We start from the raw sequence: 15,047 nt of genomic DNA, 5'->3' as shown, positions 1-15,047 counted from the left end.
AGCCCGGCGCCGCTGCCGCCGCAGCAGCCCGTCACCGTGCCCCTGACCGCCACCGGCCGACGCGGCCGGTACCTGCGGGCCGCCCTGAAGGCCGAACTGGAGCGCGTGACCAGCTCACCGCCGGACGGCCACAACAACGCCCTCTATCTCGCCTCGGTGGCCCTCGGGCAGCTGGTGGCCGGTGGCGAGCTGGGCGAAGCCGAGGTGGCCGACCAGCTCACCGCCGCCGCTCTCCACGTCGGCCAGAGCGAGCGGGAAGCCCGCCGCACCATCGCGTCCGGCCTGCGGGCCGGTGCCCAGCGCCCGAGGACGGTGGCCGCGTGACCACTCCGAACCCGGGCCCCGTACCGATGACCGGACCGCACCTGTACTCCGTGCCCCGCGAGCCCGGCGCCCCCGCGCCCACCCCTCGCCCGCGCACCGCGTGGACAGCCGATCAGCTCATGGCGGCGGAGTTCCCCGAACCGCGCTGGGCCGTGCCCGGCATCCTGTCGGAAGGCGTGAACCTGCTCGCCGGTCCGCCGAAGGTCGGCAAGTCCTGGCTGTCGCTGGGACTCGGGCTGTCGGTGGCGGCCGGTGGCAAGGCCATGGACGCCGTGCCCGTCGAGGGCGGGCCGGTGCTGTATCTGGCGCTGGAGGACACCCCGCGCCGCCTTCAGACCCGGATGCGCAAGCTTCTGGGCGGTCGCCCCGCCCCGGCCGGGCTGACGCTGGTGACCGAGTGCCCGCCGCTTCCCCAGGGCGGCAACGAAGCCATCGCCGGATGGCTGGACAACCACCCGGACGCCCGGATGGTCGTCATCGACGTCTTCGCCAAGATGCGCGGCCACTCCGCCCCAGGAGCGTCCGCCTATGACGCCGACTACGCCGCCGTCGGCCACGCCAAGCGCATCGCCGACCACTACGGCGTGGCCGTGGTACTGGTGCACCACGTGCGCAAGGCAGGCTCGGACGACTTCCTGACCGAGGTGTCCGGCACCAACGGCCTGGCGGGCGCGGCCGACGCCACACTGGTGCTCAAGCGAGCCCGCGGCAAGGCCGACGGAGTCCTCCACGTCACCGGCCGCGACGTGGACGAAGCCGAGTACGCCCTCCAGTTCCACGCCGCCGCCGGCGCCTGGCAACTGCTGGAAGGACCAGCCGCCGACCACACCATCGGCGACACCCGCTCCGCCATCCTCCGCCACGTCCGCAGCAACCCCGGTGCCAGGCCGAAGGACATCGCCGCAGCCATGCCGGACGTGGACGCCGACACCGTCCGCCGCACCTGCTCGCGCATGGCGGCAGACGGCCAGCTCTGCAAGGACGCGGCCGGACGGTACTACCCGGACCCGGACACCAAACAGACCGCACAGGGGGCGTCCGGAGTGTCCGACCGTCCGGCCGCTCCCACTGACCAGCCCGAACTACCCGGACACCCCGGATCGGCACTGTCCGGCTGTCCGGCCAGCAGCGACGAACGGAGGTCGCAGTGAGCGAGAGGTATCTGTCGGTCGCGCAGGTCGCCGAACGACTCGGCACCACCGAGCGGTTCCCGCGCCGCCTGGTCGCCGAGCGGCGCATCACCTTCGTCAAGGTCGGCCGCCATGTGCGCATCCCGGAGAGCGCCTTGGCCGAGTACATCGCCGCCAACACCGTCGAACCCGCCCGCCCGCGACGCCGCTACCGGAGGGCCGCTGCCTGATGCCGAAGAAGGGAAAGAAGTACCGCCGCTTCGGAGCGGTGCGGCAGTACCGCTCCGGCCGCTGGACGGCTTCCTACGTCGCCCCGGGCGGCCAGCGGAGGCGGGCACCGCAGACGTTCGAGACCAGGACCGATGCCGAGATCTGGCTGTCGCAGGTCGAGGCCGACCTCACGCGCGGCAACTGGCAGGACCCGGACGCCGGAGCGGTCAACTTCGAGGACTACGCGAAGCGGTGGATCGCGGAACGCGGACTGCGGCCGACCACCGTGGAGCTGTACGAACGTCTGCTGCGCATCCACCTGCTGCCGACGTTCGGCGGCCTGGACCTGGACGAGATCACACCGCCGCGCGTACGGGCGTGGCGTGCCGAACGGCTCGCCGACACGGGAGCGCCCACGACCGTGGCCAAGTCCTACCGGCTGCTGAAGGCGGTCCTGGAGACGGCCGTGGACGATGAGCTGATCCGCCGTAACCCGTGCCGCATCCGCGGCGCGGGCAAGGAGAGTGCCGAGGAGCGGCCCACGGCGACCGTGGAGCAGGTCTACGCCCTGGCGGACGCCGTCGGCCCGCGCTGGCGTCTCCTGGTGCTCCTGGGCGCGTTCGCCACGCTGCGCCCGGAGGAACTGGCGGCACTGCGGCGCAACGACGTGGACCTGGAGGCGGGGACGCTGCGCATCCGCCAGGCCGCGCCCGAGCTGACCAGTGGCCAGCGGGTGACCGGCGATCCCAAGTCGGCGGCGGGCAAGCGCACGCTGATCCTGCCCGGCTTCCTGCACAAGGACCTTCGGCGGCACGTCGAGTGGTTCGCGCAGAAGGAGCCGGACGGCTTGCTGTTCGTCGGTCCGCAGGGCGGGTTGTTCCGCCGCTCCACGTTCGGCCGCACGTGGCGCAGGGCGCGCACGGTGGTCGGGATGCCGGAGGGCTTCCGGTTCTACGACCTGCGGCACACGGGCAACCAGCTCGCGGCGGAGACGGGAGCCACCCTGAAGGACCTCATGGTGCGGATGGGGCAGTCGTCCGTACGGGCGGCACTGATCTACCAGCACTCGTCACTGGAACGGCAGCGTGAGATCGCGCACGGGCTGGACGACCGCGTCCGGCGCGAGCTGAAGACCGGCGGAGACGGGGCGGAGGAGGGCCCGAGTGGTGCGGAAGTGGTGCGCGGTGCGTAGACCGGTCTAGACAACAAGGAAGCCCCGGGCCGCTGGCCTGGGGCTTTCCGCCACGTGCACCCCGGGGCAGGGACCACCCCCGCAGGCGCGGGGGCCACTCGTCCCGGGGTCGGCCCGCTTACTCTGTGTGAGGACCACCCCCGCAGGCGCGGGGACCACGGCACGTCTTGTGGGTTGGCGCGTTCGTGGCCGGGACCACCCCCGCAGGCGCGGGGACCACTCCCCGGCCTCTATCCGGAACTACTGCAACCAGGGACCACCCCCGCAGGCGCGGGGACCACACCGGCAAGGCCGTGAAGCGGCACATGCAGGTGGGACCACCCCCGCAGGCGCGGGGACCACACTGTGCCGTCGGGGTCGGCCGCCTACCTGACGGGACCACCCCCGCAGGCGCGGGGACCACGAGGCAGTCTCCACGGAGTAAGAACGGGCCGCGGGACCACCCCCGCAGGCGCGGGGACCACGCGCCGTGCAAGTACCGGGTCGCAACAAGGTCGGGACCACCCCCGCAGGCGCGGGGACCACCAGATTCGGGGTCTTTCCCCAGGTCAGACCCCGGGACCACCCCCGCAGGCGCGGGGACCACCCCGGCTGGACCGGCTCGCCCGCGCGCTCACCGGGACCACCCCCGCAGGCGCGGGGACCACCACCGTGCGGGCGTACGCCGCCTGGCAGCGCCGGGACCACCCCCGCAGGCGCGGGGACCACGCTCGGCTATGAGGGGACCGGCCTCGACGCCGGGGACCACCCCCGCAGGCGCGGGGACCACACCGCCGACCACGGCGACACCGCCGGCAAGGAGGGACCACCCCCGCAGGCGCGGGGACCACCTCGCCGAGTCGGCCACCATCAGCACGGGCGCGGGACCACCCCCGCAGGCGCGGGGACCACGCAGACCGGGAGCCGACCGACTTGGAGGCGACGGGACCACCCCCGCAGGCGCGGGGACCACAAGCGGCGCGAATACCGGGACGTGCTCGACAAGGGACCACCCCCGCAGGCGCGGGGACCACAAGAACTCGGGATCGGCCAGGGGGGAGTGCACGGGACCACCCCCGCAGGCGCGGGGACCACGGCGTGGGGTGTGCAACCCCCCCCGTGTCCTAGGGACCACCCCCGCAGGCGCGGGGACCACGGCGTGGGGTGTGCAACCCCCCCCGTGTCCTAGGGACCACCCCCGCAGGCGCGGGGACCACTGACCCCGGGACCGGCCCTGACGATCACGAGAGGGACCACCCCCGCAGGCGCGGGGACCACTGACCCCGGGACCGGCCCTGACGATCACGAGAGGGACCACCCCCGCAGGCGCGGGGACCACCGGGGCGGGCGCGGGTTGCCGGTGTCACATCAGGGACCACCCCCGCAGGCGCGGGGACCACATCTTGGCGGAGCACACGGGGCAGAGCCAGATGGGACCACCCCCGCAGGCGCGGGGACCACGTTGCACTTTCTCCGGTAGTACCAAGGCGCCTGGGACCACCCCCGCAGGCGCGGGGACCACATCCGGGACGTGAGGTTGGTGCGGGTTGCGGTGGGACCACCCCCGCAGGCGCGGGGACCACCTGGCCGAACTCCTCGACGCACTCAACGACGCAGGACCACCCCCGCAGGCGCGGGGACCACACCTCGTGCACATCGCTACACCTGATCATCCCAGGACCACCCCCGCAGGCGCGGGGACCACGGGCCCTCCTTGGGCCCGCTGGACCGGGGTCGGGGACCACCCCCGCAGGCGCGGGGACCACACGGAGTTGCAAGAGATGTCACGCGCCGACTCGGGACCACCCCCGCAGGCGCGGGGACCACGCCCCAGCAGCTCAAAGGGCTGCATAGACCCCCGGACCACCCCCGCAGGCGCGGGGACCACGGCGGTTTTGTCGGAATGTCGCGTATTACCGAGGGACCACCCCCGCAGGCGCGGGGACCACACGTCCGGCACGGGGGTGCCGTAGCGGGGCCCGGGACCACCCCCGCAGGCGCGGGGACCACCTGGACGCTGCCGCCAACGAGATCGCCAGCCCGGGACCACCCCCGCAGGCGCGGGGACCACTGGAGCACCGCATCCCTGAGTGTGCCCTTACCGGGACCACCCCCGCAGGCGCGGGGACCACTGTCGCCCTACGGGTTCCGTCTGGTCGCCGGAGGGACCACCCCCGCAGGCGCGGGGACCACAGGCGCTGACCAGCGGCTTTACATCGTGGAATGCTTGTTTTTACTTACTATTACGGAATCCGGCATAGTGGGCATTGCTGGAGTTTTGTGGTGTGGGGCTCTATCGTGCGGTTTCATCCGTTATCGCGCCTTCCTAAGTGCCGCCGCTTGGCCGCCTTGCTCCAGCCCTGGCGTGGACTCTGTGATGCGCGGGTCTCTCCGCGAGGGTTTGCAAGGTTTGGGCGATGGATCAAGGTTAGGCCCTCGTGGTCGACAGGGTGCCAGGCGTGGTCGTGGCTCTCAAACGTGAAGCCCTGCTCGTTGTTGGTCTGGTACGCGAGCAGGGCGCGTCCTTGCCCCGAATATTGGCGGACTTCAGCCCATAGCACGTCTCGCACACGGGCTGAGGGGGAGCCCAGAAAGACGCCGGGGGAGATCTCAAGCAGCCAGCGGGTAAGGAACCCACGAAGTCCGGCAGGGCAGTTGGCGAGGACGATGACGGTCACCAGATGGGCTCTTCCCCGTAGTTGCGCCCGCTTTTGATGTGGAGGTCTCCGTCGGACTGCAGTGTCACGTGGTCCTGGGCATCCGCCGTCTCACGGGTTCCGCCGTAGCCGAGCAGGTCCTTGATGTCCCGTACGCAACGGTCGAGGAGGCCGGTTTGGTTGATGCGGTCCCGCAGGGCCCTCCGGGTGCGTGTCGCCACGTCCTCCGTACCCTCTGCTGCCGCGTCGAACGCTGCTGGTATCGCCACGTCGATCTTATACAGGTCAGCCACGTCCAGGACGAAGGATCGCTCGTGTCCTGAGTGGACGAAGCCCAGTCCCGGTGAGCAACCGAGGGCTGTGACAACGGCGTGCGCGACGCCGTACATGCACTGCGCGGCCGCCGTCACCCCCTGGTTCGGCGCGTCCCCGGCGGAGAAGTCGCCGGGGTGGTATTCGCGGCGGCGCCAAGGGACGCCCGTACGGGTCGACTCGCGGCGGTAGCAATCCTTGAGGCGGCGGCCCTCCATGCTCAGGAGTTCTTGGCGTGTGCGGCCGGCAGGGTCCTCGTACGGGAAGCGCAGGCGGTACATGGCCCGGGCCACTTCCAGTCGGGTGCGGCGGTTCGCCCATGCCGTGGCCTGCGCTTCGACCAAACCTGAGGAACGGGTCAGGGCCCGTCCGCCTGCGTAGAAACGCACCCCGTGCTCGCCCACCCACACCACCCCGGCTCCGCATTCGCCGAGGACGGACATGGCCTGGTGGGTCACCCGGGTGCCCGGGCCGAGGAGCAGCGTCCCGATGGTGGCGGATGGGATGTGGGTGACCCCGTCGGCGTCCGTGGCGGTGATCGCGTTGTCGTCGCGATGCACGGTGCACCGCTCCAGGTAGACGAAGGAGAGCCGGTCACCGACTCGGGTGAGTTCGCGGGGTGAGGAGGCGCTTCGGCGGCTGACAGTGCTCATCGCTCACCGCACCGGGGCGAGGGTCATTAGACCGCAGCCGTACGCCTTGGCCTTGCCTAGACCGTGAGTGAGGGTGCGGCGGAAGGCGTGGATGTCGGTGATCCGCAGTCGGCCGTCGAAGGTGACTCGGACGAAGCGGACATCGTGTCGGGAGCCCGCTACCTCACGCTTGCGGAACTGGAGCGGCAACTGGTCGTGCACGATCACCTCGTGCTCATCGCCATGCTCGGTCAGCCGCCGGTCGGCGGGCTTGCGTGTCACTTCGAAGCCGGCCCGCTCCTGCCGCTGCAGCAGCCAGCCCAGTTGGTGCTGCCGAGTCAGGTGCGCGGCTCGCTTCGTCCGGGAACCCTCGGGGTCCCCTGGTTTGCGGATGTGGTGCACCGGATTCGCCGTAAGTCGGAAGCCCCAGGTGTCACCCACCGCGAGGCCATCTAGGAACTCCCTGTAGGCGAACGTGGTCCATCCCGGCTCCTCCAGGGCGGGCCAGCCCGCCTGTTCGACGAGGTGGGTCAGATCGGGCCGGACGGGGCTGACCATGAACAGGTCGGCCCGCCCCGAAGCGGTGCGGTCCACCCGCCACAGGACCCGCGGTCCTTGGCCGTCCCGGGATGGGAGGTCGTGGAAGGCCATGTTCACGGCGCCGTGTAGGAGGTGTGGTGACCCGAGGAGCCGGCGAGCCTCGGTGCGGGCGGTGTTGATGCGGAAACGGGTCAGGTACATCAGGGGGTCCTTGGGAAGCTCTCTACCGTGGCACTTGTGGGCGGACCGGCGGGGCGGAGGGCGGCGGTCGGATCGTGGCGCGGCGGAGCTGTGGTCCGTTCGGTGCGGATGCCCCGCAGTTCGTACTGTCGGTGGCGCGTGTCGAAGCTGATCGGCGTGTCCCGGAGGGACAGGTGTGGAGTCTCGGCCGGTGGGCAGTCGAGCAGCAGGTCCAGCGACTCGGGGCCGACCGAACCGTCCCCGCTCATCGCCGCTCGCTTCAGCTGCCTGACGTACCACGTGGATGCCTGCCACTCGGCGTTGCGCAAAGCGTCCTCCAGAGAGATTCCCTCGAGCGGCGGTCCCATCTCGACGGGCCGGGACGGCGGGCAGGAGCGGCGGCCGAGATACGGCAGGAAGCGCGGTGCGAGCAGTGCCTGATAGAGGCTCCGGATCAGCTCCGCATCTCCTTCGACTCCGGCGACGAATACCGCGTCGGCGAGGTAGAAACGCTCGGACAACGGCATCGCCTTGCCGGAATCGGCGTGGTGGGCGGTGTGGAAGTCCCGCAGACGCGAGCCGGGCTGGTCGATCCGTACGCCGAACCGCAGCGACGCCAGGTCGGAGAGGCCCGCGTCCCGCGGGCGGCCCTGGGCGGCGGCCAGCAGGCCGAGTACTCCGCTCTTGGTGGGCGCGTTTTCCGTGCTGCGGCGGGCGAAGCGGGCGGCCGAGCCCCAGGACTGGAGGGGGCCCGCGAGCCGCAGCAGCAGCACCGTCATGTGCCGGACCCCAGCCGCTGCGCCACCACGTCCCTGACCTCCTGCACCAGGACGTCCAGAGATACTTCGGAGCCGAGCGGTGCGAGTACCTCCGTCTCCTCGCCGATGCGGAAGACCCAGCTCCGGTCCTCCGACACCAGCCCGTACTGCCGCTCCAGGTCCGGTACGTAGGACGCGAGCCGTCGGCAGCTCTCCCGCAGGAATCCGCCTGCCGGGCTCTTCGGCACCGGTTCCTCGAAGGCACCGACGAAGCTGACCGGCCAGCGGTCGCGCAGCTTCACGATCACCGCGGAGGGCAGGGTGTGGTTGCCGAACGTATTGATCTTCCCGGTCGGGAGGGAGGTGATGAAGGCTTCGAGAAAGGCACCGACTGCCCTCTCCACCGGCGTGCTCGGCGACTCGTCCTCCCGGAGACCGAGGCCGAGGTTGCGCTGCAGCTCATCGACGTCCACGGCGGCGTACCGGTAGAGAGTCGCGGAGTTGAAGTCGATGGTGCCGATCATTCCGGCGCCGGACTCGCCGTCGGGGCTGCGGTCGTCCACTGCGGTGTAGTAGTCGGACTCGATATCCGACTTATGCACGCTGATGGCATGGGCCACCTGTGTCGCCGCCTCCACGTTGAGGTCGGCGGAGTCCGCGACCATCCGCCCGAAGAGCGCGATGTCCACCGAGTGCCGGGTATCGACGGCCCGCCGGGCACTGGTCTTGTTATCCCTCTCCTTGAGATGCTCCTTGAGCGCCTTCACGTCACCGTCGGGGCCGCTGCCCGCGATGGCCAGCGCGGCGAGGGCGTCCAGTTGCCTTCTGCTCAGAAACATCAGGTACGGGGACTGGGGCGTGGCGGAGCCGTCCTCGTCGTTCTTCGCCTTGCGCTTGGGTACCTCGACCGCGGAGCCGGTCGCGGCCTTCACCATCTCGGCGGCGAGCTGGACCGCCACCGGCTCCAGCGACGCGTCCCTGGTGACGATCCGCTCGGCCAGCGCCTCAGCCACCCTCTTCGTCCGGACGCCGAGTTCCTCGGGGGGCAGAAGGGTGTTGAAGGCTTTCCGGGTGGCGCGTTTCCACGCCTGGCTGGAGACCCGCGCCCGTCGGACACCTCCGAAGTACGCCGACTTCGGGGTGCCGGTGTCGTCGCGGTTCAGATTGCTCGGTGGGACGGTCTGGAGGATGTGGATATCGAGGATGGTTCGGGTCACTGTGGTTCCGTTCTTTTCGCGGCCTCGTCTGGGCTCGTTGCCATGCAGGGCGCCGGTCCAAAGCGCTGGAATGTGGACGGCGATGAGGGTGGGGGCTAGTCCCCTGCGTCGTCGTTCGTGAGGTCCGATCGGCCGCTGTCCGAGGGCGGCGTGCTGCCACCGTCATCGCCGTCCGCTTCGGTCCTCCTGTACGTGAGATGGAACTGGCGACCCCAGGCGCGTCGGATGTCGTCCTGGTGGTCCTCGTCCTGCCAGAGGTAGATGTGGTCGGCGAGGAGCCCGTAGTCCAGAGGAATCCGTGAGGCGCGGAGCAGCAGCACCATCTCGCGCAGTCGGTCGCTCAGGGTGCCGACATCGGTTGAGGTCCCGATCCGCACGAAGCGTTTGCGGATGGTCGCGCTGACTTCTTCGACCGGCTCGGGTTCCTGCGCCTCGCCGCCGTCCGGTCCCACGCCGGCATCAGGAGTCCGGGCGGGATCCTTCGTACCGGCCTTCCCTTGAGCCAGCCGCCGTACCGCGCGGCCGAGGGGCCAGCCGGGTACGTGCATCGGTTCGTTACGCAGGGACTGCTGGTGCAGCGCCCAGAGAGTCACCGCGAGGTGGACTGCCCTCTCCTCGCGTTCCGCACGCCGCTCGTCCCTATTTCGTGCTGCCGGCGAGAAGTATCTCGGCGCGGCCTCCTGGCCCTCTCGACGTTCCTGCTCCTCCCGGCGCTCCTGTTCCCGGATGTCGGTCAGTGCCTCCAGGTCGTCGAGACCCCAACTGGTGGGTGATGTGTACGCGTCCCGTCCGGCCTCGCGCCGCAGTCTGGCCACCGCCGCCACCGCCGTCGGAACGTCCTGTCGGTATCCCGCCTGCAGCCGGGTGATGGTGCGGAGCGTGGCCCGTCGGGGGAGGGAGTACCGGCGTCGACCGCCGCTCTCGAGCTGGGCGGAGCCGTCCCTGTCCTCGGCATGCTGCGTGCTCGTGGTCATGATGCGCTCTCCGTACGGTTGTCGCGGACGGCTCCGGGACCGGTCTGGCGCGGGATCGGGGCTCCGGCGCCGGGCGGCCCCGCGGCCGGGCCCAGCACCTTGCCCAGCCGCTTGATGAACCAGTCACTGGCGCGGCCGGCGTCCATCAAGCGGACACCGAGGCCGGGGATGTCGGTCAGCCGTCCCTCGTCGGCCGCGGGCCCTGCGGAAGCGAGGAGTTGACGGCCCAGCCGCAGAACATGCCGGCGCACCGTGCTGCGCCACTCCTGCCGTGCCGTGGCCGGATCGGGGTAGGACAACAGGTCCTTGAGCCATGCCCGGTACGGGCCGTCCAGCGTCCCGAAGCCCAGGTCGCGGGCGGCGGCGACCGACGAGCCGGGGTCCGTGCCGGCGGCCCGGGCAAGGTTCCCGGCGAGCTGGCCCAGGGCAGCCACGGCCAGTTCCGCCTCGTTGACCGCGTCCACGGCCGCGGCGCCGTACACCGGGTTCCCCTCGTGCAGGGTGATCACCGGTAGGACCACGGAGTCGTCCACGATCTCGTCCACCACGGACTGCTGGGTGCCGTACACCGCTCCGATCAGTCGCAGCCGGACCAGTGTGCCCGGGTTGATCTCACTGGAGATGATCACCTGGGTGAACCACCTGGCCACGCCGGGGCGCAGGGTGGTGGCGGCCTCACCGCGTCTCCCGGTGTCCGTCGCCTGCTGCCGAGCCGGCAGCAGGGCACCCAGTCCGCGCCAGGCCGCCTGGCTCGGATCGTGTCGGCGTGATGTGTACACCGGAGCCCGACCCTGCTTCTTCTCCTGTGCCGGGCTGCGGCGCCAGCCCGACATCGGCTCCAGCTTCCATGGGGCGGACAGGGCGAGCGGATCGCCGTATCCGAGGACCACTCCGGTCACCGCGCCGTTCTCGGGATGCAACCGGACTCTCCTGGACTGCCAGGTGTACAGGTCCCGCAGACCACTGGGTCGGCGTACCCCGGAGCCGTCCTCGCGCGGCCCGGACCCCAGCGGAGGGCGCCGCCACACGGGCCAGTCCTCGGTCCCACTGCCGTTTTCCGGCTCTGCGTATGCCTCCTCGAAGGCGATGAGGTTGAGCAGCAGGGTCTCCCGCAGCGTGGTGCCTTCCGCGAAGACGCCTCCCAGGTTTCCCAGTGATCCCACACCCAGGGGATAGACCTTTCCCGACTTGGCCCGCGCCTCGTCGCCGACCATCGCGGATTTGATGCCGGAAGTGTCGTAGGCGTGGGTGTGCACCAGCCACCGGGCGGCCTCCGCGTAGGACAGCCGGTCGACTCCCGGACGCCGCATGGAGAAGAAGGTGCTGCCCACAGGCACGTCGGCGACGATCCGGCTGAGCGGGGCCAGCTCACCCTTCGCGGTACGCAGCCCTGCTACCTGGTAGAACGGCTGCTCGGCATGGAAGAGGTCGAAGCGGTCCCGGTGACGGTCGAGGTAGGCGGGGACGGCGGAGAAAGGGTCGGCCGACAGCCAAAGGTCCTCCCAGTCCTCGATTTCGGCGGGGCCGTTCAGGGCGTCGTACAGGATCGCGAGCAGCAGCCGCAGCAGGGCCATCTCCTGTGTGGGCAGATCACCCACCAGCCTTCGCAGGCCGCTGGCTTGCGTGAAGAGGTCGAGCAGGGACACCTCCTCGACCGTCCCGTCCAGGTGCTGCACGGGCAGCCACGGGGCGGAGACCAAATCGAAGGACGGTGGTCCAGGGGTTGTCGGGGACTCCGTACTCACCGGGTTTCCCTTCGCTTGCTCCTCGGACGCGGGGACGCGGTCAACGGACGCAGTCGCCGGAGATCCCTGGTCGCACGTGTTCTGCTCACTCTGACCGCCTTCCTCCCGAACAGACCTGCCTTCGGACGTACTTGTCCCGTCCTTGGACGCACCGGGGCTGTTCGCAGGCACGTCCGGGGAGGTCACCCGTAGTCCATCGGCCGGGCTGTACGTGAGGTCGAAGCCTGACAGACGGGTCTGACAACGCGCGTCGAGAACGAGCAACAGCTCCCCCGCCAGCCATGGGCACTCCTTCACCTGCCAGGCCGGCACCAGGAAACGCTCCAACTCGTCGATGGTGCGGTCGATCAGCCAGGGCTTGCTGAAGCGCCCCGGCAGCGTGAGAGCGCTCGCGGCCACCGCCTCGGCCGCGCGCCGGCTCGGCGGGAAGTCGGTGGGCAGTGCCAGACCGCCCCGCCCGCCCTTCCTGTCACCGTCCAGCCACGGTACGGTGGTCAGCCTTCCGTCGGCCTGCCGCTGGACGACCAGTACCTCCAGGGTCTCTCCGCTGTCCCGCACCTGGGCGCGGCCCGCACGACTGTCGTCCGCATCCCCGGCGTGGGCCTCCAGCCACCCGTACACCGGCCGCCCCGGCCGCCGTACCGGACCGAGCAGGAATCCCTCCGCCTTCTCCCGCTTCTCCGCGAGCAGCGCCAGGTGGTTCGTCTGCGCCTCGCCCAGCTTCTGCGCCCATGTGTCCGGTCCGACCTGGTCCTCGCCGTAGGCGCTCTGTACCAGAGGGCTGATGTCATCGGGAAGTTGCAGGGGCTTCCCGTTCAGGTACGGGTCGAGCACGGCCAGTGATCGCAGCAGGGTGTACTCGCCCGAGTACACGGCCCGCGATCCAATGACGGGCCACGGCGGCGTCGTCTGCCAGTCCACACCGGTGATCAGGCAGCGGGCCCGGGCCAGGCGCGGAGGTCGTCGCCGTGGGTGCCGGTGCAGCCGCCCCATCCGCTGCAGCACCAGGTCCACCGGCGCGAGATCGGTGACCAGCAGGTCGAAGTCGATGTCGAGTGACTGCTCCACCACCTGGCTGGCCACCACCACGTGCCGGTCGGGTCGCCGGTCTCCTTCCGGACCGAACCGCCGCAGCAGATCGGTGTCCTTCGCGGCCCGGTCGGCGGCCAGGAACCGCGAGTGCGCCACCGTCACCGCCTCATCCCCGAACCGATCCCGCAGGATCTCAGCGGCCTCCAGCACGCGGCCGACCGTGTTGTGGACCACCAGGGCGCAGCCTCCGTCGGCCAGTTCTTCCGCCAGTCGATCGGCCAGTACCGTCACGTCATCGTCCAGCCGTTCCAACAGCACATTCGTACGACGCCCCGAGGCGGGCGCGGACCGTGCGGTGAGAGCTGGACGGCCCGGGGCGACGGCGGTGATCAGGGGGTAGGCGTCTGCGGCCGTCTCCACATCTGCTCCCGTCGGACCCGCGTATGCGGCGGCCAGGCTGCGCCTGCGTTCGGCCGGGAGAGTTGCGGAGAGCAGCACGACCGGCACCCGGTACGCCGCCAGCCACTCCAGCACCCGATCCAGGTACCGTCCCATGTATGCGTCGTAGGCGTGTACCTCGTCGATGACGACGACCTTGCCCGCCACCGCCAGGTGTCGCAGCGCCAGGTGCCGACTCTTCAGCCCGGCGAACAGCACCTGATCGATGGTGCCCACCGCGAACGAGGCCAGCAGCTGCTTCTTCCGCCCCCGCAGCCACTGGTGGGCATGGAGCCCGGCCGGTTGGGCCCGCACCGCCCGCACTTCACCGACCTGCTCCCCGCCATACGGATCGACGGCGGCGATGGACCGGTGTCCCTGCCGCAGCAGCCCTGCCCAGAGGTCGTTGAGCGCTGCCTTGGCGTGGGCCAGGACGACGGAACGAGACCCTCCGTCGCCCTGTGGCAGCCGGTCCAACCAGGCCAGCAGCCGGGAGAACATGGCGTCACCCGTGGCCCGCGTTGGCAGCGCCACCAGCACACCCCCGGCACCCGTCCGCGCCGCGAGGACCTCTGCTGCCGCGAGCGCAGCCTCGGTCTTCCCTTCTCCCATGGGAGCCTCGATCATCAGCAGCCCGGCCGTCGACATGGCCCGCGCCATCCGTACCGCCTCCGACTGGACCGGCCGTACCGCTGCGCTTCCCAGCTTCGGGAATCGCTCCGCGAACAGTTCCTGCGCCGACCCCTGCGGTATCTGGGGCGCCCAGGGTTTCGGCAGGTCCAGCCCGTCCCAGGCGGCCCGCAGCCGACGCCGTTCGCCGACCGGTCCGACGGGTTGCCAGGTCTCGGGGTCGTACGGGAAGAGCTCCGGTGCACTGGCGATCCAGTCGGACATGATCACCAGAGCCGTCAGGATCACCTGCACGGGCTGGGGCAGCCGCACCGCCCCCCACTCCGGCAGCCGCTCCGTCACCTCCGCCAGATCAGCGCAGCCGTCCATCAACTCGTACTGGACCCTGCGCCATACTTCCTCGCTTGGCCCCGGATGCCGCAGTAGATGCGGACGGAGCTGGAGGTCGTGTATCTGCTGATGGTCGGGAGGCGTCCCGTGATGGCCACCTGCCACGACGGCGAACTGTCCGGAGGCCCGTCCTCCGAGCCCGAACCGTTCGGCCATCCACTCCTGCAGCAGCAGTTGCCCGGCTAGCCCATGGGGCGCCAACCGCCGGTCCAGCCCATAAACCTTGGCCGTGGGCATGTCGAGCCCGGCGTCCCGCATGCGCGTGGCCAACGTTTCGACCTGGCACGAGAAGGCGGGGGTCGATTTGCCCGCATCATGCACTGATGCGAGGAATCGCATGAGTTTACGGGCATCCGACTCTCCGGCGGGCAGTGTCTCGGCCACCAACTCCCTGACCGAGCGAGGTACCCAGTGCTCCCACAGCTTCCCGGCGACAGCCCCGCTGTCCGCCATGTGCCGCCAGAGCGGAAGCCAACCTTCCGTCTTCCGGTCGTGCTTCGCCCATGCCGTCCGCGCGGCCGGGGACAGCCGGCTGAACGGAGTCTCGCCTTCGATGGGATCCGGGATCACGGATGCATGGAACATGCCTGAAGTCCCTTGAGTGTGTGGTACTTCGAAACGCCTCGATGGGGCGGGGCGAGATGGTAGGGGGGCCTCCGGTGAGCACAGGTGTGGTGAGGGTGTCCGGCGTCGGCTCCGGCCGACGC

Annotated in this window: 10 protein-coding genes, 1 pseudogene and 1 CRISPR repeat array; of the genes and pseudogenes, 4 read left to right on the top strand and 7 right to left on the bottom strand. The window is 70.5% G+C overall.

Annotation, left to right across the window (positions count from 1 at the left end; all coding sequences use genetic code 11):
- The 4 genes and pseudogenes from LJ221_RS12190 to LJ221_RS12175 form a co-directional block, all read left to right on the top strand.
- A pseudogene (locus LJ221_RS12190) lies at window positions 1-324 on the top strand (DNA primase); the annotation flags it as partial.
- Complete coding sequence (locus tag LJ221_RS12185; RefSeq protein ID WP_241716233.1) at window positions 321-1,475, top strand: AAA family ATPase; 1,155 nt, start codon at window positions 321-323, stop codon at window positions 1,473-1,475. The pseudogene LJ221_RS12190 and the gene LJ221_RS12185, both read left to right, overlap by 4 nt.
- On the top strand, window positions 1,472-1,684 hold the full coding sequence (locus LJ221_RS12180) for an excisionase family DNA-binding protein (protein WP_241716239.1): 213 nt from the start codon (window positions 1,472-1,474) through the stop codon (window positions 1,682-1,684). Before LJ221_RS12185 ends, LJ221_RS12180 begins: the two co-directional genes overlap by 4 nt.
- The gene (locus tag LJ221_RS12175; RefSeq protein ID WP_374228434.1) at window positions 1,684-2,856 is read left to right on the top strand and encodes a tyrosine-type recombinase/integrase; all 1,173 of its coding nucleotides are present in this window, start codon (window positions 1,684-1,686) and stop codon (window positions 2,854-2,856) included. The genes LJ221_RS12180 and LJ221_RS12175 overlap by 1 nt, the downstream gene beginning before the upstream one ends.
- Window positions 2,857-2,925: 69 nt before the next feature.
- A CRISPR array of direct repeats spans window positions 2,926-5,028; the repeat unit is 29 nt; unit sequence GGGACCACCCCCGCAGGCGCGGGGACCAC.
- A 113-nt stretch (window positions 5,029-5,141) separates the two neighbouring features.
- Here the strand turns inward: LJ221_RS12175 and cas2e are convergent.
- The 7 genes from cas2e to casA all read right to left on the bottom strand — a co-directional run bounded on the left by cas2e (window position 5,142) and on the right by casA (window position 14,925).
- The gene (cas2e, locus tag LJ221_RS12170) at window positions 5,142-5,513 is read right to left on the bottom strand and encodes a type I-E CRISPR-associated endoribonuclease Cas2e (protein ID WP_241716231.1); all 372 of its coding nucleotides are present in this window, start codon (window positions 5,511-5,513) and stop codon (window positions 5,142-5,144) included.
- On the bottom strand, window positions 5,510-6,457 hold the full coding sequence (cas1e, locus tag LJ221_RS12165) for a type I-E CRISPR-associated endonuclease Cas1e (RefSeq protein WP_241716229.1): 948 nt from the start codon (window positions 6,455-6,457) through the stop codon (window positions 5,510-5,512). Before cas1e ends, cas2e begins: the two co-directional genes overlap by 4 nt.
- A 3-nt stretch (window positions 6,458-6,460) precedes the next feature.
- Window positions 6,461-7,177 carry a type I-E CRISPR-associated protein Cas6/Cse3/CasE gene (gene cas6e / locus LJ221_RS12160; RefSeq protein ID WP_241716227.1) on the bottom strand — a complete coding sequence of 239 codons (717 nt, stop codon included), beginning with the start codon at window positions 7,175-7,177 and terminating at the stop codon, window positions 6,461-6,463.
- On the bottom strand, window positions 7,177-7,935 hold the full coding sequence (gene cas5e / locus LJ221_RS12155; RefSeq protein ID WP_241716225.1) for a type I-E CRISPR-associated protein Cas5/CasD: 759 nt from the start codon (window positions 7,933-7,935) through the stop codon (window positions 7,177-7,179). The genes cas6e and cas5e overlap by 1 nt, the downstream gene beginning before the upstream one ends.
- Complete coding sequence (gene cas7e / locus LJ221_RS12150) at window positions 7,932-9,131, bottom strand: type I-E CRISPR-associated protein Cas7/Cse4/CasC (RefSeq protein WP_241716222.1); 1,200 nt, start codon at window positions 9,129-9,131, stop codon at window positions 7,932-7,934. The genes cas5e and cas7e overlap by 4 nt, the downstream gene beginning before the upstream one ends.
- Window positions 9,132-9,226: 95 nt before the next feature.
- Window positions 9,227-10,105 carry a type I-E CRISPR-associated protein Cse2/CasB gene (casB, locus tag LJ221_RS12145; protein WP_241716220.1) on the bottom strand — a complete coding sequence of 293 codons (879 nt, stop codon included), beginning with the start codon at window positions 10,103-10,105 and terminating at the stop codon, window positions 9,227-9,229.
- Window positions 10,102-14,925 (bottom strand): type I-E CRISPR-associated protein Cse1/CasA, encoded by a 4,824-nt coding sequence (gene casA / locus LJ221_RS12140; protein ID WP_241716218.1) that lies wholly within the window; start codon window positions 14,923-14,925, stop codon window positions 10,102-10,104. Before casA ends, casB begins: the two co-directional genes overlap by 4 nt.
- Between the last annotated feature and the right edge of the window lie 122 nt (window positions 14,926-15,047).

The sequence above is a fragment of the Streptomyces sp. CNQ085 genome, from assembly GCF_022614595.1.
In the GTDB taxonomy this organism is placed as follows: Bacteria; Actinomycetota; Actinomycetes; order Streptomycetales; family Streptomycetaceae; genus Streptomyces.
Note: the sequence above shows the minus strand (reverse complement) of the source record. Positions and strands in the feature narration are given on the sequence as shown.